This window comes from Yimella radicis (assembly GCF_054778255.1).
Genome location: NZ_BAAGZR010000024.1, coordinates 1 through 22,081 on the forward strand (window position 1 = coordinate 1; position 22,081 = coordinate 22,081).

Below are 22,081 nucleotides of genomic sequence, written 5' to 3' on the forward strand. Positions count from 1 at the left end.
ACCTCATCGCTACCGTCGCCTGGCCGCCACCCACCAAGCACTTCACGACCGTCCCCCGGTACAAGCCCGGCACAGTGTCCCGGAAGTGACGACATTCATGTGTCCCAGAAGTGACGCGTCATGACAGTCGAACCCACCAGGCCCGCCTGGTGGGTTCGACGTTTGTTAGTAGGTTCGGGGGGTGCGTGCCGAAGCAATCAGCCTGGACATCTGGGGGACGCTGCTTCGCAGCGACCCCGACTTCAAACCTGCCCGCAACGAGATGCTGCGTCATGCTCTCGCCGCGGACGTCGACCCCGACTTCTTCGACGAGGCGCTGCGGACGATGGACCGCGAGGCCGACGAGATCTGCATGGCCCGCGGCACGGACGTCGGGTTCGCCGAGCGCGTCCAGCTGACCCTCGCCTATTTGGCCCGACCGGCCGCAGAACACGCGGATCAGGTCGCCCATCCCGCTGACATTCGCGAGGACGTCGTCCGGGAGCTGATGGAGCAGCAGGCGCAGATGGCCCGCGAACACCACCCGATAGCCCTCGACGACCGCATCCCCGCGCTGGTCGCCGAGCTGGCCGAGACGCGTCCGGTGATCCTGACCAGCAACACCGGGATGCTGCCGGGCGTCCTGATGCGTGACCTGCTGGCGCTGGCCGGATTCACCGGGAATCTCGGCATGGTCTTCTCCAACGAGGTCGGTTGGGCCAAGCCGGACCGGCGAATCTTCGAGAAGACTCTCACCCTCGCGGAAGCAACCAACGGGGAACGTATTGCGTCATCCTGCGTTGTACACGTCGGCGACAATCCGCTCGCCGACGAGCAGGGTGCACGTGACGCCGGAATGACAGCCGTGCTGGTCGTGCCTGACGGCAAGAGCACCGTGGACGCGTTGGAAGCGTTGCGGTGAACTGACAGCAGTCGCGCGGGGGCGCGGCCGACGTGAGGGGACACGATGAATTCGACCTGCGTCACCACCGCGCGCCTGACCGGCCCGGTCGACGCCGTCCGCACCAGTGACGGCGCACCGTTCGACACAGACACCTACTCCCGGATGAAGCACGGTGACGCGGACGCGATCCGCGCGCTGGGCGACCTGCTCGCCGACGCGCTCATCGAGCAGTGTCCGCACCTGATCACCGACGACGCCGTGCCCACCTTGCCGGTGGCGTACCTGGCGGTCCGCCCGTCCTGCTGGTTCCTCGCCGACGCGGTGCTCGACCGCCTGAACGCCGAGCGGGCAAACCGCGGTTTGCCCGGTGGGCGCATCGTGCAGGTGCACAAGGACTCTGTCACCCACACCGACTACGCCGCCTCCACGCAGGCCGAGCGCGAGGCCGAGTTGGCTCGTATCGGGTTCGTGCTGGCCGAGCCGATCGACAGCACCCACTGCGTCGTGATCGACGACGTCCGCGTCACCGGGCTGGCCGAACGCACCGTGCTGACTGCACTCGAGGCGGCCGATCCGAAGAGCCTGGTCACCGGGTACGTCGCGATCTGCGAACCCGAACTGGCTGCGTCCCCACACGTCGAGTCGGCACTCAACCACGCCAGCATCACCTCGATCCTGCAGATGGTGCCGGCCGCGCAGGCCGGACGCTTCCACCTCACGATCCGCTTCCTGAAGCGCGCACTCGCCTCGCCCGAACTGGAGCCCTTCCTCGTTCAGGTGCCGCAGGCGCTCGTGCAGGAGATGTACGACGGCGCGGTCGCCACCGGTGAGATCTTCATGGCCGGTTACCCCGACGGCATGGCCACGCTGCGAGCCGCCCTCGAACGGGAGGTCGTCCATGTCTGACCGAATCGCGCTGCACACGCTCGCCGCCGACGCCTGCGTCCTGCCGTCGGACGGCGTCGTCCCGGCCATCGACTACAGCCGGTTCAAGTACGGCGACGGCGTCGCGTCCATCGCGTTCGGCCGGGCGCTCGCCGACCGTTTCCACACGATCGTCGCGCCGCGCGACGGTGAACGGATCTTCGTCACCTCGTCCGGGTACGGAGCGGTCCCGCCGGCAGCCCGGTCACTGGTGTCGCCGTTCGTCGCGCGCATGCGCCGTCTGGCACCCGGTGTGGAACTGAAGCCGCTGCGGGTGCACCGTCTCGGTGTCTCGCCCGGCGACTACGCCACGATGGACGCGGCCGCGCGTGAACTCGCGGTCGGCGCGAAGTCGATGCACGTCGACCCACGCCTCGACGTCGCCGGCGCCCGGGTGATCGCCCTCGACGACATCCGCGTCACCGGCACGCACGAGCTGGCGATGGACGGCTGCCTCAACGAGGCCGGTGCGTCCTGGATCGACCATCTGTACATCGTCGACGCGCACAGTGCTGCCGGGCGTCCGTCGCTGGAGTCCGACCTCAACGGGGTCGCCGCGTCGAGCGTCGAGGATCTGCTCGTGATCGTCGACTCGCCCCGCTTCGTCCCGAACGCCCGGTTGGCGAAGAAGATCACCACCCTTGGCCGGTTCGACCAGGAGCGCTTCCTGGCCGCTGTGCCGCCGACCGTCGCGGCGTGGATCCTGGACGCCGTCGAGCGCGACGGCCTGAGACACGTGCCCGCGTACGCCACCGGCGTCCGCCGCCTGCAGCTCACGGCGGAAGCCCTGGCGAAGACCACCGCCACAGGCTGAACGAAAACCCTGCCCTGATACCGGCGAGCCCAGCACCTGACCGTCCAAGTTTGTTAAAAACTTCGTAAAAAGTCGGGTCGGAAGGGTCCGTGGATGATATTCCTTTACTGCTGTCCCCGCAGGGGGGAGCGGAACAGAGGAATCACATGATGTCGCGTCGAGCAATCCTGGGTGGACTGGGCAGCTGGACATCGAACCGCCCACACTACTCGCTTCCCAGAAGCGGATACTCAGCTCGCCTCTTGTCGAAGGTCTGTGTGAACAAGCCGAGTGCCCCGGACGCATGCAGCCCGGATGCCATCTACACGCGGAACTACTGATGGATCGTCTTGTCGGCCTCGACGACGTATCGTTCGGGTATGGGCGGTCCAAGAAATTGGCGCTCTCCGACGTCACACTCGACCTTTATCCCGGAGTAACTGGGTTGGTCGGACTCAACGGGGCCGGCAAGTCCACTCTGCTGCACCTGATCGCCGGGATTCTTCGACCGAAATCAGGAACTGTCGAATGGGAGTCGGACACAAACTCCCCGCGAGTCAGTCTGCTTCCTCAAGCCACGCGTATGCCTCGTGGGTTCACCGTCCGGCAGTTCCTCGAGTACGGTGCGTGGTTGCAAGGTGCCTCCCCGGGGCAGGCGGCGCATCTCGTCCCGGGCGCATTGGATCTTGTCGGGTTGCAGGGCTACGAAGCTCGTCGATGTACCTCGCTGTCCGGTGGTGAGCAGCGACGTTTGGCATTTGCCAACTCGATCAGCCGCAGGCCGTCGGTGCTTCTTCTCGATGAGCCGACCACGGGTCTCGACCCGGATCAGAGGATCCGCATGCGTAAGGCAATCGCCGCCGTCGAAGAGTCCTCGGCCGTCCTGATCAGCAGCCACCTGATCGAAGACATACTGGCCGTCGCCAATCGCATCGTGATCATTCGTTCCGGCCGAGTGACGATGGATTCACCCACGGACGGCGTTCTGGAACTGCTCGCCGACTCCGGGGGGGCTGATCGTGAGGAAGCGTTCGTACGGCTGTTGGATGCAGAGAAGGTCTGACCGTGCGTTGGTCCGTTCGCACTCCTGTCATCTGGCCGGTCTTCGGGGCCGGCCTCATCATGTCACTGAGTGTTGCACTCGCCATGATCATGTCGCGAGGGGTCACCAATCAGGCGCTCACCTACGATGCGACAAGCGCGCTGGATTGGGCTCAGTTCCCGGCCTGGCAGGTTTGCGTGGTTTCGTCGGCCGTTAATGCGTGGCTTGCGGTGCAGTCCAGCATCTCAGGATCACCTCGAATCGATTCAGTCATGACCCAGGGACGGCGACATCTCGTCTCGGGTGTCATTCATGGGGGAATCCCTTCAGTGATTTCGATGCTCATCGGATTTGCGGTCGTCCTAACGGTTCTCGCTGGTAGCGCATCCTTGACAGTCCCACGCAATCTTTGGCAAATCGTCTTCACACTATTGCTCGTCTTCACGGTGCCACTGCTGGGCACTCTTATCGGGTTGAGATACCCCAATGTGGTCACTCCGGTGGCGGTGGCGGCTGTAGGTCTGTTCGTAGTAACCATGGGAACACTTTCCGATGCCGGTTGGATGTTCAGCTTGGGCGGAAACACGGCCGGTGTGATCGGAAATTCAATGCTCACTGCGCCGTTCTTCAGTCGTTGGATGGCCATGCTCTTAGTTGTGCTCGGGGTGGGAGTGTTGGTTCTCGGACATTCACCGAGCATTCGACGTAAAGCTGTCGCGGGGGTCCTTCTTGCTGGTGCGGTGGCCGTTGTGTCTGCCTCGCCAACGCAAGCGTGGGGGGTTCGCCAGGGGTCGCCCACCAACTGCGCGGGGGTGACGCCGCAGGTATGTGTGTGGTCCGATGAGCCAGTCGATCCGAATGCCGTCAGTCGAAGTCTTGCGCCTTACGTGCAGACGGTTCAGCGGTTCGGAGCAGGAACCTTGCCCCCCTTCACAACCGCCTTCAACTCAGCCTCCGATCACGAAGCGGTGTCGATCGCCGGCATCATCACGACCGTCCCGCCGCGGCAGGTGCCACCGGACCTCCGAGCGCTTGCCGTCATGCAGTTCCACGCCTGCCCTGACCCGGTGGCTGGACGGCTTGTGAGCCAAAGGACACTTGGCGCATGGGTGCTCGAGAACGAGGTGACCGGTAAGACGCCGCCGGGTCTGTCGGCGTCTGCGCAGGCATGGTTGAAGTCTTCTGCGGCGCGGAGTTGGCTGCTCTCGACTGTGCAGGCTCTGAAGACCTGCGCGGCCGTGGATCTGCCGGTTGAGTTCCAGGGCGTCTTTCCGTGATCACGGCCTACATCAAGGCTCACGGCGGGTGGATCATCCCGGTCGTGGCCTGGGCCGTTGCCGCCGTCACTGCGGTCGCTGGAACCTTGAGCGTGCCTGTGCCGATCATCGGCCAAGCGGCGATCTGCGGTCTGCTGCCGATCTTGCTCGTCCCTGCGGTGGCTCGGTCGTGTTTCGACGCGATGGGCAGTGTTGCCACGCTTCCCGGAAGGCCGATGCTCGGCTGGGACCTGCTGTGGATATCGGCATTGATACTTCCCGTCCTTCTCGCCGCACAGGCCTCGAGTTCGATCGACGCGACGTCGGCGTTCGCTCTGGTGACTGCGGGGACGGTGTTGATAAGTGGATGGGCGTCGCTGACGACCGCCGGGTCCGTAGGTGTGGTGGTTGCTTTCGCGCTCTTCCTGCGCATCGGTCCTGCAATGCGCAATGAGGCCGGTTTCTGGGGGGACTGGTGGCGAGGAACGCTGCCTATGCAAGTGCCGATCGTGCTCTCAATGCTGGTTCTGTGCACCGTCGTCGGTCTGCGTACCCGCGGGCGGCATTCTCACGGGTTGATGTGAGGGTCAGCGGCGCATGATCTTGCGCGACAAAGCGTTTCCGCTGAACTGCGCGACCTGCACGATCACCACGATGATCGCGACCGCGACCCAGGTGACGGTCCAGTCGAAGCGCTGGTAGCCGTACGTGATCGCGAACTGACCCAAACCGCCACCGCCGATGGCGCCGGCGATCGCGGTCATGTCGACCACCGCGACGAGGGCGAAGGTGTAACCGAGCACCAGCGGGCCGAGCGCCTCGGGGATCAGCACCGTCCGGATGGTCCGCCACGGTGACGCACCCATCGCCTCGGCCGCCTCGATCACGCCGGGGTCGACGGAGACGAGGTTCTGCTCGACGATGCGCGAGATGCCGAACGTGGCAGCCAGCGCGAGCGGGAACAGCACGGCACGCGTCCCGACCGTCGTTCCCATCACGTTGAGCGTCAGCGGACCGACCGCGGTGATGAAGATGATGAACGGGATCGGCCGGACGATGTTCACCAGCACGTTGAGCACGGTGTAGACGGCGCGGTTGGCCAGGATGCCGCCGGCGCGGGTCGTGTAGAGCAGCACGCCGAGGACCAACCCGAGCCCGCCGCCGACGACCACGGTCACCGCGACCATCAGCAGCGTCTGCCAGATCGATTCCTGCAGAATCGGCGACAGTACACCCCAGTCGGTGTCGTTACCCATCAGGCGACCTCCCTCACGGTGGCGATGCGGGCGAGTTCGTCGACGACGGTCTGGACGTCGGACTCCTGCCCGGTCAGGTTGAGCGTGAACGTGGTGAGGTCGTCGCCCTTGATCCGGGTGACACCTCCGTGGACGAACTCCAGCCCGACACCGCGCTCACCGACGCGTCCGATGACTGCGCCGAGGTTCTCGCCCGGGTTCGCGGTGACGGTGATCAGACGTCCGCGGTAGGAGGCTTCGAGTTCGTCGATCTCCTGCTCGTCCGGTTGGGTGTCCAGAGTCGCGCCGACGATGCGGCGGGTGGCGTCGGCCTTCGGTGCGGAGAAGATCTCTCGGACGCTGCCGTGCTCGACCATGCGTCCGGCGTCCAGCACCGCGACGCGGTCGGCGAGCGAGCGGACGACCTCCATCTCGTGGGTGATGACGACGACGGTGGTGCCGAGCTCCTCGTTGGCCTTGCGCAACAGCGCGAGGACGTCGCGGGTCGTGTCCGGGTCGAGGGCACTGGTCGCCTCGTCGGTGAGCAGGATCGACGGCTTGGTGGCGAGTGCGCGGGCGATGCCGACCCGCTGCTTCTGGCCACCGGACAGCTCCTCGGGATAGGCCCAGGCGCGCTCGGTGAGACCGACGAAGTGCAGCAGTTCGGTGATGCGCTCGTAGATGTCGCGTTTGCTCCACCCCGCGAGTTCGAGCGGGTAGGCGACATTGCCGTAGACGGTGCGCGAACGCAGCAGGTTGAACTGCTGGAAGACCATCCCGATGTCGCCGCGAACTTCGCGAATCTTCTTGGGGGACAAGCGGTTCAACGTGTGGCCGTGCACGGTGACGGTGCCGTCGGTCGGTGCCTCGAGACCGTTGATCAGGCGCACCAGGGTGCTCTTGCCCGCACCGGAGAAGCCGATGAACGCGAAGATCTCACCGGCCTCGATGTCGAGAGTGATGTCGTCGAGAGCGCGCACGGACGACTTGCCACGCTTGAAGGTCTTGCCGACTCCTTCGAAGCGGATGATGGACTCGGTCATTTCGCCGCGATGTCCTTCTCGAGCCGCTGCAGGATCTTGCTCAGGTCGGCCGCCGGACGGTCGATGATCACCGCGGTGTTCTTGGTTTCCTTCTTCTTCGCAGCGAGGACCTCGGGGTTGTGCCAGATCTTCACGACCTTCGCGTAGGTCGCGTTGTCCTTGTCCTCGGCACGGGAGACGACCACGTTGATGTACGGCTCGGCGTTGCGCGACTTCGGGTCGTCCTGGAACAGCGCCTTGTTCGGATCGAGGTCGGCATCGAGCGCGAAGTTGTTGTTGATGATCGCGCCGTCCACGGAAGGCAGGGACGCGACGGTCTGTGCGGCGTCCACGGGCACGACGGTCACCTTCGAGGCGGCCTTGTCGATGTCGGCCGGTGTGGACAGGGCGTTGCCGCCGTCCTTGAGGGTCAGCAGTTTTGCCGCCTGCAGTACCAGCAGCGCTCGTGCCTGGTTGGTGGCGTCGTTCGGGATGGCGATCTTGCCGCCGGCCGGGATCTGGTTCAGCTTCTGGTGCTTCTTGGAGTACAGCGGGAGCGGGGTGATGACGGTCGCGCCGATGGGGGTGAGGTTCTGCTTCGCCTCGACGTTGTAGCTGCCCAGGAACTGCAGGTGCTGGAACAGGTTGAGGTCGATCTGTCCCTGGGACAGGGCCGGGTTCGCCTGCGTGTAGTCGCTGAAGCTGACCGGCTCGATGTTGAGGCCCTCGGCCTTGCCCAGGCGCTGCATGATCGGCCAGATGTCACTGTTCGCCTCGGTGGTGCCGACCTTGACGGTGGTCAGCTTCGGGCCACTGCCGTCGTCACCCGCGGTGGCTCGGCCGATGCCGAACCCGGCGGCGAGGGCGAGTGCGCTGGCACCCGCGATGAGGCCGAGCCATCTGCCGCGGTCGTGGCCCGGGTACGGCGGCAGAGGCGGGATGGCGGAGTCGGACGCAGGCACAGCGAAACCCTTCGAACATAGATAACTCTTGACTATGCAATGAATAACAGAACGCTATGGAAGGGTCAGGCCATTGGTCAAATTTTTGGGCTGTGAGGGCTGTGAGGGCTGTGAGGGCGGTCACGGCGGGGCGGGCCAGGTCTTGCTGTACTGCATAGTAGGGACGCATGGGACAGCGAGTTCATGCCTTCACCGACGACGCCCTCGGCGACCTGGACGCGACCGGGGTCGCCGAAGCGATCGCGTCCGGCTCGATCTCGGCGAGCGACGCGGTCGAGGCCGCCATCGTGCGCGCCGAAAAGTTGAACCCCACGCTGGACGCATTGATGCGCGATGACTTCGCACGAGCCCGGCGACGGGCCGGGGAGAGCCGAACCGGCGCGTTCGCGGGGGTGCCGGCGGCGTTCAAGGACAACATCCCGGTGGCCGGCCTTCCGATGACCGAGGGATCGGCGGCGTTCCCGCGCACCCCGCACCAGAAGAACGGCGCCGTCGCGGCGCAGTACCTGGCCACCGGCCTGATCCCGATTGCGACCACGACCATGCCCGAGTTCGGGTGGACCTGTTCGACGGAGTCGCGCACGTTCACCACCCGAAATCCCTGGGACACAGATGTTTCCGCAGGCGGGTCGTCCGGTGGATCAGCCGCGCTCGTGGCGTCCGGCGTCGTGCCCATCGCCCACGGGAACGACGGCGGAGGGTCGGTGCGCATCCCCGCGGCAGCCTGCGGACTCGTCGGGCTCAAGCCGACGCGTGGACGTCTGCGCCTCGGTGACGCCGGCAAGATGCCGGTGCGCATCGTCAGCGACTCGGTGCTCGCCCGGTCGGTGCGCGATGTCGCCCACTTCTACTCCGAGGCTGAGAAGACCTACAAGAACCGCACGCTGCCGGCCATTGGCCGCATCGAGCGCCCACTCGAGCGGCCAATGCGGATCGGCCTGATGCTCGACTCGCCGGTCGCCCCGGCGACCGACCCCCAGGTGCGGACGGTCGTGGAGACCTTCGCCGCGTCCCTCGAAGGGCTCGGGCACACTGTCGAGCCCTATGCGGTGAACGTGCCGCAGTTCTTCGCCGACGACTTCTCGCGCTATTGGCAGTTCCTGGCGTTCATGGGGTCGAGCCAGGGGGAGAAGTTGTTCGGCAAGGGATTCGACGCGTCCAAACTCGAGCCGCTTACCGTCGAACTCGCCCGCCGCGGCAAGGCCTCGTTGCCGAAGGCACCGCTCTACATTGCCCGCCTGCTTGCCTCGAGTGCTGCGAGCCGCCGGGAGTTCCGGCGCGGCCCGGACGTCGTGCTCACTCCGGTGCTCACGGCGCCCACTCCCGAGTTGGGTTTCCTCGGTCCGGAGGTCGACCCATCGGTGCACTTCGATCGTCTGCTCGACCTCGTCGGATTCACCCCACTCGCCAATGCGTCTGGAGCTCCTGCGATTTCGTTGCCGGCGGGGGTCGACGACCGGGGTTTGCCGGTGGGCGCGATGCTGTCGGCCACCCACGGCGCCGAGCGGTTGCTGCTCGAGCTCGCACTGCAGGTGGAGCAGGCGCATCCTTTCGAGCGGATCCAGGACGCATCGCTGAGCGCAGGGCAGTAACCGGGCCGGTGCGCTCGCACGCGCTGTGCACCGACCGGTAGAACTGTCACCGTGACAGTGCTGATTCTCGGCGGGACGGCCGAGGCGAGAGCGCTCGCCGATGGTCTGGTGGCCGCAGGAGTGCCGCTGATCTCGTCGCTCGCCGGACGCGTCCAGAACCCGCGCCTGCCGGCGGGACCGGTGCGTTCGGGCGGGTTCGGCGGGGCCGAGGGGCTCGCCCGTTACCTGCAGGCGGAGCAGATCGAGTTGCTCGTCGACGCCACCCATCCCTACGCAACGGCGATGACGGCCAATGCCGCACAGGCGGCGCGGCTCGCGGGCGTGCCGGCGGTGCGGTTGGCGCGGCCCGGGTGGACGCACCACCCTGACGCCGACTCCTGGACGTGGGTCGACGACCACCAGGAGGCGTTGCAGGCGGCAGATGACCACCTGTGGCACACCGGTGGCGTGCCGTTCCTCAGCACCGGTCGGCAGACCTTGCCGCACTACGCCGCGTGGCGTGAGATGCCGGTGCTGGTGCGGGTGGTCGAGCCGCTCGGTGACGCGCCGCCGGCATGGACGGCCGTGCTCGACCGTGGCCCCTACACGCTTGAGTCGGAGCGAGAACTCTTGCAGCGCAACAACATCGGCGTACTGCTCAGCAAGGACTCCGGCGGTGCCTACACCGCCGCCAAACTCACCGCGGCCGGCGAACTCGGCGTGCCGGTGGTCGTCGTCCGCCGCCCAGACGTGCCGTCGGGGCTGGTCGAGGAACCAAGCGTCGAGGCCGTGCTCGTGCGGATCGTCGCCGGACGCTCAGCCACGGACTGACCGTCATCGAGCAACCGTGGTGCATTCCGCGTGGTCTTTGTTGTGTCATGCCCTCTTATGGCAACAATGGTGGCACCCGTTCGTTCTAGGGAGTTCCAACGTGGAGGTCCACGCGAGCGAGGAACTTGAACGGCGGCCCGAAACCTGTCCGAACCCAAGCCGCTGCTGCTGTACTTTCCGTCGGGATCGGTCTCTTGCTCGAAGGCGGCCGGCAGGACTTCCTTTCTTTGTGAGTCTCTCTCGGAAGAGGAGAAGGAGAAGTATCGGCAGCGCGCCCGGATCGGTGGGTAGGGCTACTCGCAATAGCTCACGGATCAACGAGCGCAGCCCGGCGCCGGCTCTGATGAGCTGTCGCTGGAATGTGGCAGATGGGTCGCTCGAGCCCGGCGTAAAGGTAAGACGCTACTTGGCGAACTCGACGCTACGCCATTGCTGGTGAGGTCGTCGACCCACTGCTCACGGTCGACCAGCGAGCGAGCCGGTGCATCGACGCGACCCGCATCGTGTCGCCGCGTCGCAGGTATCGCAGTGCAGCGGCGAGCCCTCCCGGCCTTGCCTGTTCTCGCCGGACACATGGCCGGTGAACAGTTCCCCGACCATTCCAATCGCGCTCAGTTGACGGTCGTGGTTCTGTGACGTCGACGAGACGCGGGCATATCCGACGACCTGTCCAGCCATATCTAGACCCTAGATGGAAAGTGTCCGGGAAGGCCGATCGGATCTCTGTGGCTTCGTTCGCTTGGTGGCGGGGTTTTTGCAGCGCTCCGTGGCGGTCTTGTTGCCGCGATCACGCAGGACTGGCTGCAGGTAGGTGTCGCGGTCTGAACCGAGAGGGGTGCGCCCGGTCGGGGCCGTTTGGATCGCTGCCGCTACGTCAGAGTCCGAAGGCTCCGCCGCTGACGAGGATCACGATGCCGAGGCCGATGAGAACGATGGGGAAGAGGATGTGCTCCCAGCGTTCGAGCACTTCGGCGATCGGGGGGCGGGTGGCGACGAACTTTGCCAGGGCCACCAGGACCGCGACGAGCGCGAGGAAGATGATGCAGTAGGCGACTACTGCGAGAGGTTCCACGCTGAGGAAGACAGGGGTGTAGACGCCGATGTTGTCGCCGCCGTTGGCAAGGGTGACGCCTGCGACTGTCCACACGCCGACCTTCTTGCCGGCAACCTTGACCTCGTCGTCATCGTCGTCATCGTCTCCGCGCCAGGCCTGCCATGCGGCCCAGAGGCCGAGGCCCAGAGGGATGAGACCGAAGTACGGGATGGCTGCCGAGGGCAGGAATGCTCCGGCACCGATAGTCACCAGGACCGCGGCACCGAGGATGCCGGCGAATCCGAGGTACTGGCCGGCCAGAATGCGGGCGGTAGTGCCGCGCTGGCCTGCCCCTCGCGCGAAGAAGAGGGAGAGCACGATGATGTCGTCGATGTTGGTCGCTGCGAACAGGCCCATCGCCTGCAAGACCGAGGTGAGGATCATGCGCCCTCCCCAGCTGCGTCGCATCCGGGAAGCGAGCAGGCGGGATCGATGCACGGGGCGTCTTCGTCCACTGCCAGGGTGGCATCGACCAGTGCCGTCAGCGCCTGCGCCAGGTGCGAATCGGCGATCTCATATCGTGTCCGACGACCCTCGGGCTCGGAGACGACGATCCCGCAATCGCGCAGGCATGCCAGGTGGTTGGACACGTTCGGGCGTGTCAGGTCCAGATCTCGGGCCAGTTCCGCCGGGTAAGCGGGATGGTCGAGCAGGGTCAAGATGATCCGGGATCGAGTGGGGTCGGCCAGTGCACGACCCAGGCGGTTCATCACGTCGAGACGCGAAGCAATAGTCAGCATGGACTGAACTATACAGCGCGCACTGAACACTCGGTCACAGGCGTCAGCCCAGATCGCATGCCCGTAAGGGGAACCCTCACCGGACACCACCGCTACTTATCGAGAGGAACGACGTGTGGGTTTGAGTGCTTTGCGGCGGTTTTCTGTGATCGCTTGGGGGCGTTAGTTTCCGATCACGAGGATGCTGGCGGCGGATTCTATGACGTCGTCGGTGATGGTCTCGAGTTGGTTGATCTTGAGCACTCGGGCGATCTGAGGGAAGAGGCGTTCGAGGAGGCGGAAGTTGCCCCGGGTGATGCGTTCGATCGCGGCGATCGCTTGAGCGTCGGTGAAGTCGTCTGGGTCAAGAGTGCGGCCGAGGCGTTTCCAATGGCGATCGAGGACGAAGAGCAGTTCCTCGCGTCCTAGTGCCCGGTATCGGTGTGAAAATCCGAGGCGGCTGTAGAGCTGAGGGTAGTGGCGAAACCGCTGGTCAATGCCAGGCATGCCGATGAGGATGATCGCCAGGTCGTAGCGGTCGTGTTCATCACGGAGGAGTTCGAGTGCGGTCGGGGCCAGTCGTTCGGCTTCATCGATGATGAGCAGCTCGACCCACTTGTTGGTGTGACCTGAGCGGGCGCCGGTGACTTTGCCGATGTTGCGCTGGTGTTCGTCGATGCAGATGCCGAGCTTTGTCTGCAGGTGCGCGATCTCGTGCATGAGGATTTTGGGCCTGGGGAGCACCTCGGGGGTGTAGAACACGGTCCGGCACCGGTTCGCAGTTGCATAAAGCTTGGCGTCGTCTTCGGTGCGCGGCCCCCATTCGGTGATGAACGGTTCCACGGTGTCCCAGTGGGCGTATCGGCGTGCCGATTGGGTCTTGCCGATGCCGGCGTCGCCGTGACAGATGCCGATGGTGCGTTCCTTGCGTACCGCGGTGGCGAATTCGGTGAACCGGCGATGTTCCTTGGTGATGATGAAGTCCTTGGCCATCCTTAGTCCTCTTCGTAGCTGCGCAGCTTGGTTGGCCGCGCTCCGGGGGCGGCGGTGCGCGGTTCGGCCCGATCGGCGATACGCGGGATGCGGTCGTTGATGTCTTTGCGCAGTTGGCGCCGGCGGGCTCGGCGTGCGGTCTCGACTTCTTGCAGGCTTACCCGTTGGTTCGGGTGCGCCTCATCGATGGCCACGCAGAGGAAGGTGTCGCGGTCGTATACGCGAACCTCGGAGATGTCACGCGGGTCGTAGCGGATCGTCACCGGGCGGCCAACGAACGGTGCCAGAGTTGGCGCGAGGTAGCGCCGGCCTTGGAAGTGGATGCCGTCACGCTGCACGGTGCGGTGCTTGGGCACCGTCAGCAGCAGTCCGTCGAGTTCATCGAGGGATTCGGGCATGCGTGGCAACCACCCGTCACCGATCCACGCCTTCTTCGGGCTCGTCCCGATCTCCCGGTGGGTCCGCTCGTTGTAGGTGGCGATGAAACCGGCGATCGCCTGATCGAGCGCAGGTAGATCCAGAGATGGAGGTGTCTTGGCCCCTGGTGCCAGATGTCCGGGCAGGGTGGCCAGGAGCTCGGTGTTGACTGTGCCGAAGAACCGCTCGATCTTGCCTCGGCCTTGCGGGCGACCGACGGTGGAGAAGATGAGGCGGATTTTCAGTGAGACCGCGGTGTACTCGAGGTGGCGGCTGGTGAAGTCGCTGCCGTGATCGATATAGAGGACGTCGGGTAGTCCGCACATCGCCCAGGCCGGTTCGGTCTTGCGCCAGATCGCCTGTCGTAGCACCAGCGCGGTGTTCATCGCCGATGGCGCCCCGGTGAAGACCATGTACCCGCAGACCGCGCGGGAGTAGTCGTCCATCACCACCGTCAGCCAGGGCCGGTCGGGGGTGCCGCTGGCGCCGGTGATGAGGATGTCGAGTTCGGTGTGATCGGCTTGCCACGTCACATTCGGCCGTTCGGCGCGATGGCGGAACACCAGTTCATAGCGGTCCCGATATGCTGCCGGCCCCTCCAGAGCAAGCGTCACCAGGGCCGGGTCCAAAGCGTGGACGATGGCGCGGACCGTGGCATAGCTCGGGGCCGCCAAACCCAAGCGACCCGCTTCGGCCGTGGTGAGCCGGTGCAATGCAGCGGTGCTCGGGCGTGGGCGGGTCAGCGCGAGGTGCTCGAGAAACGTGACCAGTTCCGCCGGAGTGCGTCGAGATCCCGTGTCGCGTCGTGGCCGCGGCTCCAACGCCGCGATGCCGCCGGTCTTGTAAAGCTGGTGCCAGCGTTGCAGTGTCCGCAGCCCGGTGCCGGTGTCACGGGCCAGGGTCGTCAGCGAGATGCCGTCCTCGACGTGAAGCCGGAGGATTCGCCACCGCTGCGGCCCGTCCATGTCACACCTGCTGGGAGACCATGTCGCGGTCGCGGGCAGCCTGTTGGTGCCGGTACAGCGTGGCGCGAGACCATCCGACCAATCGGGCGGCTTCCTCGGCGGTGCGACCCTTGGCGCGGGCGTCCCGAGCGATGTCGAGTTTCTCCGCAATCACCGCCGGGTCAACAGGCGGCCGACCGAACCGGGTACCGCTCTGCTTCGCCGCAGCGATGCCGGCATTGACTCGCTCGGTGATCAGCTCGCGCTCGTACTCGGCCAGCGTGGCCAGCATGCCCAGCATTAACCGGCCGGAAGTGGTCTCCGGGTCGATGCCGTCCGAAAGCGACTTGATCTTTACGCCCTTGTCGCGCATCAGGTTCACGGTGTTGAGGACATCGATCAAGGATCGGCCGAGCCGGTCGATGCGCCACACCACGACCGTGTCGCCGGACTCGGCATAGTCCAACAGGCGCTTCATCCCCGGGCGTTCGATCGCGGTCCGGCTACCCGAGGTCACATCCGCGAACACATCCCGCTTCTGCACCCCGGAATCCACGAGTGCATCCAACTGCAACTGCGCGTCCTGACTCGCAGTGCTCACGCGGGTGTACCCCAAGAGCCTCATGACATGATTATGACTCACAAACCCCTACCGAGCACCACCCTGCGACAGTTCACGGTGAGACGACTTCGCGAGAGGCAGAAGGTGCCCATCGGCCCATGAAGCGGTCTCGGCGTCCGGTCCCCGCCTGGTGTCTCATAAGACTGTAGGTTTTTAAGGCACATTCACGGCGCCAGGCGGGCCGCCGCGGGAGCCCTCGTCCACCCCGCTGGGGCCGCGGGTTTCAGGCGCAGCATGACGTCGGCATCTGGTTTCGGAAGAGGCCGGCCACGATGCGCAGGCTTTCGCTCATGGTCAGGTACGGCGCCCAGGTGTCGGCCAGATCGTCGACGGTCATGCCGCTTTTGATGGCGTAGGTGGCCGCCAGCATGATCTCCCCGGCCCCGTCCGCCAGAGCGTGCACGCCCAGAACCTTGCCGCTCACGGCGTCGGCGACGAGCTTCACCGCCCCGCGGGTGTCGTGCTGGACGAGCGCCCGGGGGACATCGGACAGGTCCAGGACGCGGCAGTCGCACGCGTGCCCTCGGGTGAGGGCCTCGTCCTCGGTCAACCCCGCCGAGGCCAGCTGGGGCCGGGTGAACACGACCGCAGGAAAGCCGGCGTAGTCGACCCGAGCTGCCGGCGGGTACCTGTCCTCGGTCAGGGCGTTGAGCGCGGCGGCCCGACCGCCGGCGGCGGCGGCGTAGACGTACGGGGGAGCCCCCGAGACGTCACCGGCGGCCCAGACGCGCGGGTTGGAGGTGCGCTGGGTCTGGTCGACCACGACGAAGCCGCGCTCGTCCACGTCCACACCGGCAGCGGCCAAGTTCAGGCCGTCGGTGCGGGGCAGGCGTCCGGTGGCCACCAGGACCTGCGCGCCGCGCACCTGTTCGCCCGAGTCCGTGGTCACCACCACCTCTCCTGCGGGGCCTGGTTCGCGGGCCACAGTGGTCGCGCGCTCTTCGACCACGGTGATGCCGTCGTCGGTGAAGACTTCCCGAAGTCTCTGGGCCAGCTCCGGCTCGGCGTGCGGCGCCAGACGCCCGACCACAGAGACCCGGGTGCCGAGGTGAGCGAACAGCTGGGCCTGCTCCATCCCGACGTACCCGCCACCGATAACGACCAGGGACTCAGGCAGCTCGGTCAGCTGCATCGCGGTGGTGGACGTCAGCCGGTCCACAGAGTCGAGACCGACCACCTCCGGGATGGCGGGGGTGGCACCGGTGGCGACCAGATAGGCCCGGGCCCGCAGCGCCTGGCCGTCGACGGCCAGGGTGTCCCCGTCCAGGAAGCTGGCCTGGCCTGGGCGGACCTGGAAGCCGTAGGCAGCGGCCACATCGGCGTACTTCGCATCACGCAGGCGCTCGATGAGTGCGTCCTTCTGGGCCACCAGATCGCCGAGGTTCACCGGTGCGGCTGACGTTGGGGCACCTTTGAAGGGATTGGTGAGCGCGGCGTGCCGGGCCCCGGCGGCCGCCAGGAGCGTCTTGGACGGCACGCAGCCGATGTTCACGCACGTCCCGCCCAGAACACCGCGCTCAACCAGCACGACGCTCTTACCGGCCTGGCTGGCCGCGATGGCGGCGGACATCGCCGCGCCTCCTGAGCCGATCACGGCCAGATCGACGTCGTAGTCCACACCCATTTGCCCACCTTCCTTCGCGTGACCCCTCTTCAGCGTCCATAGTGGACGTTCCAGCGCAGGGGAAGGTCAAGGCGAACATGGACGAGAGCCGAGAAAGGGGCCACTGTGCGCATCGGTGAGTTGGCCGTGGCCAGCGGCACCACAACCAAGACGCTGCGCTTCTACGAAGAAGCCGGCCTACTACCTGCGCCTGAGCGCACCGCCAACGGATACCGCGACTACACCCCTGCGGCCCTGGCGCGCCTGGACTTCGTTCGCCGCGGCCGCACCGCTGGGCTCACCCTGGCCCAGATTCGCGAGATCCTCGACATCCGCGACGCCGGAGTCGCACCCTGCCAGCACGTGCACGCCCTGCTCGAAGCCCACCTGGGCGACCTGGACCGCCAAATCGCCGACCTGCAAGCACTGCGACACACCGTCGCGCACCTTCACCACAGTGCCACCACCAGCGACCCCACCAAATGCGACACCACGACCGTCTGCCGCTATCTGTGACCAGACCGGTGCTCGCGTGTATCGCCATGAGCAGATGCCGCCACAGAGCGTCGACAGAACCCCGCCATATAACGGCGAAAGCCACAGATTGACCCCAGATGCAGACGCTTTGTTGTCTCGCGGTAACTCTGCGCTTGGGGTGTACCCCAGGTGCACCCACCAACGCCCGCAGTTCAAGGCTTCACCTACCAAATGGTAAAGTTAGCTATATGCGACCCAGTCAGCGCTCCGCGATCCTGGAAGCTGCCCTCCGCGTCATGAACGCAGCGGAGGGTGGCGACATCACCCTTGACGCAGTGGCCCACGAGGCCGGGCTCACCAAACCGGGATTGCTGTATCACTTCAGCAACCGCGACGTGCTGCTCGCCGCGATCGTCGACCACGCTGCGGCCAACGTCGAGAACGACATGACTGCCACCCTTGGCAAGCCCCTCGAGAACGCCAACGCCACCGAGCGGCTCCTGAGCTACGTTCACGTCGCCGCCCACGGGGCCGCCAAGCGCGCCGAGTTCATCATCTGGGGCCAAGCGACGTACCGGCCCGAACTCACCGAACCGTGGACTACGCGGATGGGCCGCTGGCTCGAACTCCCGGACGATCTCGACGCCGCCACCCGAGCCAGGCTGACCACCGCCCGACTCGCCGCCGACGGGCTCTGGGGTGCCCAGGCCACCGGTGTGTTCACCCTCCACGGCGCGGATCTCGAAGCCGTCGTCTCCAGCATTCGCTCCCTGATCGAAGGAACAACCCCATGAAGAAGTGGCTCCTGCTCGCCGGCGCCATCACTACCGAAGTGGGGGCGACGCTGTCTCTCAAGGCGGCGCTCAATCACCCATCCTGGTACATCGTGGTTGCTGCCGGATACATCGGCGCTTTCGTCTTCCTCACCTTCTGCCTGCGCGAAGGAATGCAGATCGGCGTCGCCTACGGCATCTGGGGAGCCAGCGGGGTCGTGCTCGCCGCCGTGCTATCCGCTGCGATTTTCGGTGAACCTCTGACCGCTGTGATGGGTCTTGGAATGGTTCTGATCATCGGCGGTGTCCTCACCGTCGAACTCGGCTCCCAGAAAGCTCAGCAAACCGCAGCCCAGGAAGCAGGAGTCAACTCATGAGATGGATCTTCCTCGCCGGCGCCATCTTGTCCGAAGTCGTCGCGACCATGTCGCTACGAGCCTCCGACGGTGGCCGGGTGAAGAAATGGTTCATCGGCGTCACCGCGGGGTATCTCGTGGCGTTCGTCGCCTTAAGTCTCGCCTTGGCCGACGGCATGGCCCTTGGCGTCGCCTACGGCATCTGGGCAGCATCCGGCGTAGCTCTCACCGCGATCCTCGCCCGAGTCCTCTTCCACGAACCCCTCACCCGCACCATGACCCTCGGCGTCCTCCTCATCGCCGTCGGAGTTCTCACCGTTGAACTCGGCGCCAACTCGGCGCACTGACGCATTTCCGCAGGTCAACCAGGCAGATTGGTGTAGCCCAAACGAAGGATTCTGCACCACCGGGGCAGCTCGGTAGCTCAACCCACCGTTTCTGGTACAGCAGCGGTCAGGTGCCAACCCGAGATGTTGAGGTGTAGCTCAACGAGTCTGTGAGCACGACCATCCGGCTCACAAGTCCGACGCTGGCGCTCCCCGGTACGAGCTACTGCCGGGCAGCGAGGTACTCCACTGCGGGACGTGGTGAGCTGAACACAGGGGTAGGCAGATCGGTGAGCAACGCTTCCGCCGGGGCCATGCTGGCTTGAGCCAAGATGACGACATCTGCGGTCGTCGCCGCGGCCCGGGCGGTTCGTGCGACGCATTCGACGTATCCCACCTGGTCCCCGGCTTCGAACATGTCCCAGGCGTCCTTCGCCACGATCGACGTGGTCTCAACTTCGTGATCTGCCGCGCTGGCTTCTTCTTCAAGCAGCGCCAGCGTGGGCGCGAGAGTGGAGTCAAGGGCTGCGATGACGGCGATTCTGCGCCCGGCCTGGACGGCGCGGGCAGCCATAGGCCGGTCCACTCTGAAGACCGGCACTCCTGGTTCGCTCTGCTCAGCAACGCTCCCAAGGGTTGAGCACGTGCAACAGATCAGCTCTACGCCCCGATCTTTCAGGCTGCGCAGCTGAGCCTCGACGCGGTCAGCGACCGACTGTGGACCATTCACGCGGGCATCAGTTAGAAGGGACTCGTCGACCACGTGCACGGGGTGCGCTTCGGGGGCGACCTCGCTCAGAAGGTTGTCGAAAGTTAGAACGTGGACTGGCGACGTGTGCAAGAAGCCGATGCGCGACATGTGTGCATTCTTCATCGCGTGGCGCACATCGGACTTGGCCATCTCAGCACCCACGGAGGGGCGGTAGCTGAAACGAAGGGTTCTGCACCACCCGGACCCGTTGGCAGCTCAACCCGCCGTTTCCGCATCGCACTGGCCAGCCAGGGTAGGGGTCACCTCAAGGTGTCATCTATCTGCGCAGCGTCCTCAAGCGCGTCGAAGATGTCGGCACAGCCACTTATCGTGGGTGTGAATCAACGAAAGGCGTCGCGATGAGGCTTCAGCGAGTGCGAGTACGGGACTACCGGTCCGTCAACGACAGCGGTGAGTTCGAGGTCGAGCACGACAAGACGATTCTGGTCGGCATCAACGAGGCCGGGAAGACATGCTTGTTGACCGCTATCGAGCAGATCAACGCGCCCGAGTCGCGTCCCGGCTTCTGTGCGTTGACTGACTACCCCCGTGCCCGCTACACCCAAGTTCAGCGAGGCGAGCGAGACGAAAGCGACGTCGAAGTCGTCGTTGCGACGTTCACGCTCGATGACGACGATCGCGCCGCCGTCACTGCAATTGCACCCGCCTTCAGCGACATCGCCAGCTACACCTTCGCCCGCAAGCTCGACAACAAAGCCTGGCGCAGGATCGACGGCGCACCGGCGACCAAGCAGTTCCACGACATCGAGGAGGATCTGGCACGCACACGGAAGGCACTCACGAAGGTAGACGGTCTGAACGAGGACCTGCTCGTCCGACTCGACGCCGCTAAGGCTTCATTCACGCCGTCCACTGTTCTGGCCGGAGACCAGGCGAAAGCGCTTGATGCGGTCCTCGCTGAGGCCGCTGCCGAGATTGACGAGGACAACTACCGCGAGCTGAGTCGGCTGCGCCGACTACGGGCCGAGCTGTCAGTGGGACAGCAGCGCACGGCGGCTTTGAGGGTCCTCGAGGGCCGCCTGCCGAAGTTTGTGTACTACTCGACTTACTTCCAGGTCCGCCCTCGCATCAACCTGAAGTCTCTAGCCGCGCGAGAGGCAGCCGGCGACGCCGAGGACGACGTCGACTTCGGCAACCTGTGTCTGCTTAGGATCGTCGGCCTGACAGCCGCCGAACTGGCTGAGCTCGCCGACGGTGCTCCGAATGAGAGCTCATACCCTAACCGTCCCGAGCAGTACGAAGCGGCGGTCAAGGCCTACCAGGAGAAGCTTGACGACCGAGGGCATCGCCTGAACGCGGCCAGCGTCAATCTCACGCAGCAGATCCGGGAGGTGTGGGGCAACGAACAGGTCACGTTGCGGTTCAACGCCGACGGGCACTACCTCAAGGTTTCCGTCGAGGACGACCTTGGCGTCGAGGTCGAGCTGGACCAGCGCAGCGAGGGGTTCCGTTGGCTAGTGTCGTTTTTCGTCGTGTTCCGCGCCCAGTCCGAGGGCGACCTCAAGGACGCCATTCTCCTGCTGGACGAGCCCGGTCTGAGCCTGCACGCGCTCAAACAACAGCAGTTTCGCTACACCGTCGGCAAGCTGGCCGGCACCAACCAGGTCATCTACACCACGCACTCCCCGTTCATGGTCGGCTCGGACGAACTCGACCTCGTACGGATCGTCGAAATGAAGGACCGCGCAAGCGGAACCAAGGTCCATACCCGGGTTGCGGTTGATGACCCCGCGTCCCTGTACCCGCTGCAGGCTGCGCTGGGATACGAGCTCGCGCAATCGATGTTCTCGCAGACGCGCAACCTGGTCTGTGAGGGCTACACCGACATGCTGTACATCGAGGCCCTCACCACGGCCGCCGCCGATGCCGGCAGCGGGTTCCGACACGCCGTCGCCCTCGTGCCTGCGTCAAGCGCCAGCAAGGTCGTCTACTACGTCACCGTCCTGGTCAGCCAAACCCTCAAGGTCGCGGCCCTGCTGGACTCGGACCAGGCCGGTGACAAGGCCGCGGAGCAGGATGAGCTCGTCGCGATGCTGGACAAGAAGCGAATCCTGCGCACCAAGGACTTCGCACCTGGCACCGTGAAGGGCCCCGAGATCGAGGACCTACTGCGCGAGACCCTTGTCGAGGTCGCAAAAGACCATTGCGGCTGGGACGTCGAGCAAGTCGCCGCCTCCCAGCCCCAGCGCCGCCTCGTCGACATCCTCACGAAGGAGGCGGCCGGATTCTCCAAACTCAAACTGGCGCGCGCGTTCATGACGTGGCTCGGAGAAAACGGCTTCAAGGGCCTTACCGCCGATGAGCAGGAAGCCGTCAAAAAGTTCTTCACCACCATCAACAAGGCCCTCGCGTGAGGATCCCTCAACGTCGCCGCGGTCTACATGACCCTCATTTGTTACCCCGACGACACTTGGCGCGTCTGGGGGCTCGGTCCTGCGATGGTGAACGCTCGAGTCGTCTTCGGGAC

23 protein-coding genes are annotated in these 22,081 nt (G+C 65.4%); 13 read left to right on the top strand and 10 right to left on the bottom strand.

Annotated elements, in window-relative coordinates; translation table 11 throughout:
* The first annotated feature begins 181 nt into the window (after nucleotides 1–181).
* The 6 genes from ACYU8W_RS12270 (at nucleotide 182) to ACYU8W_RS12295 (ending at nucleotide 5,482) form a co-directional block, all read left to right on the top strand.
* Nucleotides 182–901, top strand: a complete 720-nt coding sequence (locus tag ACYU8W_RS12270) for an HAD family hydrolase (RefSeq protein ID WP_499469438.1) — start codon at nucleotides 182–184, stop codon at nucleotides 899–901.
* Nucleotides 902–946: 45 nt separating this feature from the next.
* The gene (locus tag ACYU8W_RS12275; protein WP_499469440.1) at nucleotides 947–1,789 is read left to right on the top strand and encodes a phosphoribosyltransferase family protein; all 843 of its coding nucleotides are present in this window, start codon (nucleotides 947–949) and stop codon (nucleotides 1,787–1,789) included.
* Nucleotides 1,782–2,621, top strand: coding sequence for a phosphoribosyltransferase family protein (locus ACYU8W_RS12280; RefSeq protein ID WP_499469442.1), 840 nt, complete (start codon nucleotides 1,782–1,784; stop codon nucleotides 2,619–2,621). Before ACYU8W_RS12275 ends, ACYU8W_RS12280 begins: the two co-directional genes overlap by 8 nt.
* Before the next feature lie 319 nt (nucleotides 2,622–2,940).
* Complete coding sequence (locus ACYU8W_RS12285; protein ID WP_499469444.1) at nucleotides 2,941–3,663, top strand: ATP-binding cassette domain-containing protein; 723 nt, start codon at nucleotides 2,941–2,943, stop codon at nucleotides 3,661–3,663.
* 59 nt (nucleotides 3,664–3,722) lie between these two features.
* Nucleotides 3,723–4,919: a hypothetical protein gene (locus ACYU8W_RS12290; RefSeq protein ID WP_499469446.1), complete on the top strand. Its 1,197-nt coding sequence runs from the start codon at nucleotides 3,723–3,725 to the stop codon at nucleotides 4,917–4,919.
* A complete protein-coding gene (locus ACYU8W_RS12295) occupies nucleotides 4,916–5,482 on the top strand; it encodes a hypothetical protein (RefSeq protein ID WP_499469448.1) in 567 nt (188 codons plus the stop codon). The genes ACYU8W_RS12290 and ACYU8W_RS12295 overlap by 4 nt, the downstream gene beginning before the upstream one ends.
* Before the next feature lie 3 nt (nucleotides 5,483–5,485).
* Here ACYU8W_RS12295 and ACYU8W_RS12300 read toward each other — a convergent pair whose 3' ends face one another.
* Genes ACYU8W_RS12300 through ACYU8W_RS12310 form a run of 3 tightly spaced genes read right to left on the bottom strand, consistent with a single transcriptional unit; the run spans nucleotide 5,486 to nucleotide 8,117 of the window.
* Nucleotides 5,486–6,154: a methionine ABC transporter permease gene (locus tag ACYU8W_RS12300; protein ID WP_129626272.1), complete on the bottom strand. Its 669-nt coding sequence runs from the start codon at nucleotides 6,152–6,154 to the stop codon at nucleotides 5,486–5,488.
* Nucleotides 6,154–7,176, bottom strand: coding sequence for a methionine ABC transporter ATP-binding protein (locus ACYU8W_RS12305; RefSeq protein WP_499469450.1), 1,023 nt, complete (start codon nucleotides 7,174–7,176; stop codon nucleotides 6,154–6,156). The genes ACYU8W_RS12300 and ACYU8W_RS12305 overlap by 1 nt, the downstream gene beginning before the upstream one ends.
* Entirely contained in the window at nucleotides 7,173–8,117 is a 945-nt protein-coding gene (locus tag ACYU8W_RS12310; protein ID WP_239702693.1) for a MetQ/NlpA family ABC transporter substrate-binding protein, read from the bottom strand. Before ACYU8W_RS12310 ends, ACYU8W_RS12305 begins: the two co-directional genes overlap by 4 nt.
* A gap of 167 nt (nucleotides 8,118–8,284) precedes the next feature.
* Between ACYU8W_RS12310 and ACYU8W_RS12315 the strand changes: the two genes are divergently transcribed.
* Both ACYU8W_RS12315 and ACYU8W_RS12320 read left to right on the top strand, forming a co-directional pair.
* Nucleotides 8,285–9,709, top strand: a complete 1,425-nt coding sequence (locus ACYU8W_RS12315; protein WP_499469452.1) for an amidase — start codon at nucleotides 8,285–8,287, stop codon at nucleotides 9,707–9,709.
* 51 nt (nucleotides 9,710–9,760) lie between these two features.
* Nucleotides 9,761–10,519, top strand: a complete 759-nt coding sequence (locus tag ACYU8W_RS12320) for a cobalt-precorrin-6A reductase (RefSeq protein ID WP_499469454.1) — start codon at nucleotides 9,761–9,763, stop codon at nucleotides 10,517–10,519.
* Nucleotides 10,520–11,393: 874 nt separating this feature from the next.
* On the opposite strand, the gene ACYU8W_RS12325 is transcribed toward ACYU8W_RS12320, so the two are convergent.
* The 6 genes from ACYU8W_RS12325 to merA all read right to left on the bottom strand — a co-directional run bounded on the left by ACYU8W_RS12325 (nucleotide 11,394) and on the right by merA (nucleotide 16,931).
* A complete protein-coding gene (locus ACYU8W_RS12325) occupies nucleotides 11,394–11,996 on the bottom strand; it encodes a cadmium resistance transporter (RefSeq protein WP_048695616.1) in 603 nt (200 codons plus the stop codon).
* Nucleotides 11,993–12,352, bottom strand: coding sequence for a Cd(II)/Pb(II)-sensing metalloregulatory transcriptional regulator CmtR (cmtR, locus tag ACYU8W_RS12330; RefSeq protein ID WP_006590980.1), 360 nt, complete (start codon nucleotides 12,350–12,352; stop codon nucleotides 11,993–11,995). Before cmtR ends, ACYU8W_RS12325 begins: the two co-directional genes overlap by 4 nt.
* Nucleotides 12,353–12,514: 162 nt before the next feature.
* Complete coding sequence (locus ACYU8W_RS12335; protein ID WP_094364516.1) at nucleotides 12,515–13,324, bottom strand: AAA family ATPase; 810 nt, start codon at nucleotides 13,322–13,324, stop codon at nucleotides 12,515–12,517.
* A 2-nt stretch (nucleotides 13,325–13,326) separates the two neighbouring features.
* On the bottom strand, nucleotides 13,327–14,706 hold the full coding sequence (locus ACYU8W_RS12340; protein ID WP_499469459.1) for a transposase: 1,380 nt from the start codon (nucleotides 14,704–14,706) through the stop codon (nucleotides 13,327–13,329).
* A gap of 1 nt (nucleotide 14,707) precedes the next feature.
* The gene (locus tag ACYU8W_RS12345; RefSeq protein ID WP_094364518.1) at nucleotides 14,708–15,310 is read right to left on the bottom strand and encodes a recombinase family protein; all 603 of its coding nucleotides are present in this window, start codon (nucleotides 15,308–15,310) and stop codon (nucleotides 14,708–14,710) included.
* 220 nt (nucleotides 15,311–15,530) lie between these two features.
* Nucleotides 15,531–16,931, bottom strand: coding sequence for a mercury(II) reductase (gene merA, locus ACYU8W_RS12350; protein WP_499469461.1), 1,401 nt, complete (start codon nucleotides 16,929–16,931; stop codon nucleotides 15,531–15,533).
* Nucleotides 16,932–17,036: 105 nt separating this feature from the next.
* Between merA and ACYU8W_RS12355 the strand changes: the two genes are divergently transcribed.
* From ACYU8W_RS12355 to ACYU8W_RS12370, 4 genes are all read left to right on the top strand, one after another.
* The gene (locus tag ACYU8W_RS12355; RefSeq protein ID WP_007928756.1) at nucleotides 17,037–17,426 is read left to right on the top strand and encodes a heavy metal-responsive transcriptional regulator; all 390 of its coding nucleotides are present in this window, start codon (nucleotides 17,037–17,039) and stop codon (nucleotides 17,424–17,426) included.
* A 209-nt stretch (nucleotides 17,427–17,635) separates the two neighbouring features.
* Entirely contained in the window at nucleotides 17,636–18,181 is a 546-nt protein-coding gene (locus ACYU8W_RS12360; RefSeq protein ID WP_499469464.1) for a TetR/AcrR family transcriptional regulator, read from the top strand.
* On the top strand, nucleotides 18,178–18,537 hold the full coding sequence (locus ACYU8W_RS12365; RefSeq protein ID WP_499469466.1) for a DMT family transporter: 360 nt from the start codon (nucleotides 18,178–18,180) through the stop codon (nucleotides 18,535–18,537). The genes ACYU8W_RS12360 and ACYU8W_RS12365 overlap by 4 nt, the downstream gene beginning before the upstream one ends.
* Nucleotides 18,534–18,863 carry a DMT family transporter gene (locus tag ACYU8W_RS12370; protein WP_499469468.1) on the top strand — a complete coding sequence of 110 codons (330 nt, stop codon included), beginning with the start codon at nucleotides 18,534–18,536 and terminating at the stop codon, nucleotides 18,861–18,863. The genes ACYU8W_RS12365 and ACYU8W_RS12370 overlap by 4 nt, the downstream gene beginning before the upstream one ends.
* A gap of 202 nt (nucleotides 18,864–19,065) precedes the next feature.
* Here ACYU8W_RS12370 and ACYU8W_RS12375 read toward each other — a convergent pair whose 3' ends face one another.
* Nucleotides 19,066–19,743 carry an aspartate/glutamate racemase family protein gene (locus ACYU8W_RS12375; RefSeq protein WP_499469470.1) on the bottom strand — a complete coding sequence of 226 codons (678 nt, stop codon included), beginning with the start codon at nucleotides 19,741–19,743 and terminating at the stop codon, nucleotides 19,066–19,068.
* A 209-nt stretch (nucleotides 19,744–19,952) separates the two neighbouring features.
* On the opposite strand from ACYU8W_RS12375, the gene ACYU8W_RS12380 reads away from it, so the two are divergent.
* A complete protein-coding gene (locus ACYU8W_RS12380) occupies nucleotides 19,953–21,968 on the top strand; it encodes an ATP-dependent nuclease (protein ID WP_499469472.1) in 2,016 nt (671 codons plus the stop codon).
* Nucleotides 21,969–22,081: the final 113 nt, after the last annotated feature.

What these genes read in the sequence shown, in the direction of transcription:
- ACYU8W_RS12335 (WP_094364516.1), bottom strand. Translation starts at nt 13,324, where the DNA reads ATGGCCAAGGACTTCATCATCACCAAGGAACATCGCCGGTTCACCGAA.
- ACYU8W_RS12370 (WP_499469468.1), top strand. Translation starts at nt 18,534, where the DNA reads ATGAGATGGATCTTCCTCGCCGGCGCCATCTTGTCCGAAGTCGTCGCG.
- merA (WP_499469461.1), bottom strand. Translation starts at nt 16,931, where the DNA reads ATGGGTGTGGACTACGACGTCGATCTGGCCGTGATCGGCTCAGGAGGC.
- ACYU8W_RS12365 (WP_499469466.1), top strand. Translation starts at nt 18,178, where the DNA reads ATGAAGAAGTGGCTCCTGCTCGCCGGCGCCATCACTACCGAAGTGGGG.
- ACYU8W_RS12305 (WP_499469450.1), bottom strand. Translation starts at nt 7,176, where the DNA reads ATGACCGAGTCCATCATCCGCTTCGAAGGAGTCGGCAAGACCTTCAAG.
- cmtR (WP_006590980.1), bottom strand. Translation starts at nt 12,352, where the DNA reads ATGCTGACTATTGCTTCGCGTCTCGACGTGATGAACCGCCTGGGTCGT.
- ACYU8W_RS12380 (WP_499469472.1), top strand. Translation starts at nt 19,953, where the DNA reads ATGAGGCTTCAGCGAGTGCGAGTACGGGACTACCGGTCCGTCAACGAC.
- ACYU8W_RS12360 (WP_499469464.1), top strand. Translation starts at nt 17,636, where the DNA reads ATGCGACCCAGTCAGCGCTCCGCGATCCTGGAAGCTGCCCTCCGCGTC.
- ACYU8W_RS12275 (WP_499469440.1), top strand. Translation starts at nt 947, where the DNA reads ATGAATTCGACCTGCGTCACCACCGCGCGCCTGACCGGCCCGGTCGAC.
- ACYU8W_RS12345 (WP_094364518.1), bottom strand. Translation starts at nt 15,310, where the DNA reads ATGAGGCTCTTGGGGTACACCCGCGTGAGCACTGCGAGTCAGGACGCG.
- ACYU8W_RS12280 (WP_499469442.1), top strand. Translation starts at nt 1,782, where the DNA reads ATGTCTGACCGAATCGCGCTGCACACGCTCGCCGCCGACGCCTGCGTC.
- ACYU8W_RS12300 (WP_129626272.1), bottom strand. Translation starts at nt 6,154, where the DNA reads ATGGGTAACGACACCGACTGGGGTGTACTGTCGCCGATTCTGCAGGAA.
- ACYU8W_RS12340 (WP_499469459.1), bottom strand. Translation starts at nt 14,706, where the DNA reads ATGGACGGGCCGCAGCGGTGGCGAATCCTCCGGCTTCACGTCGAGGAC.
- ACYU8W_RS12325 (WP_048695616.1), bottom strand. Translation starts at nt 11,996, where the DNA reads ATGATCCTCACCTCGGTCTTGCAGGCGATGGGCCTGTTCGCAGCGACC.
- ACYU8W_RS12285 (WP_499469444.1), top strand. Translation starts at nt 2,941, where the DNA reads ATGGATCGTCTTGTCGGCCTCGACGACGTATCGTTCGGGTATGGGCGG.
- ACYU8W_RS12315 (WP_499469452.1), top strand. Translation starts at nt 8,285, where the DNA reads ATGGGACAGCGAGTTCATGCCTTCACCGACGACGCCCTCGGCGACCTG.
- ACYU8W_RS12375 (WP_499469470.1), bottom strand. Translation starts at nt 19,743, where the DNA reads ATGGCCAAGTCCGATGTGCGCCACGCGATGAAGAATGCACACATGTCG.
- ACYU8W_RS12290 (WP_499469446.1), top strand. Translation starts at nt 3,723, where the DNA reads ATGTCACTGAGTGTTGCACTCGCCATGATCATGTCGCGAGGGGTCACC.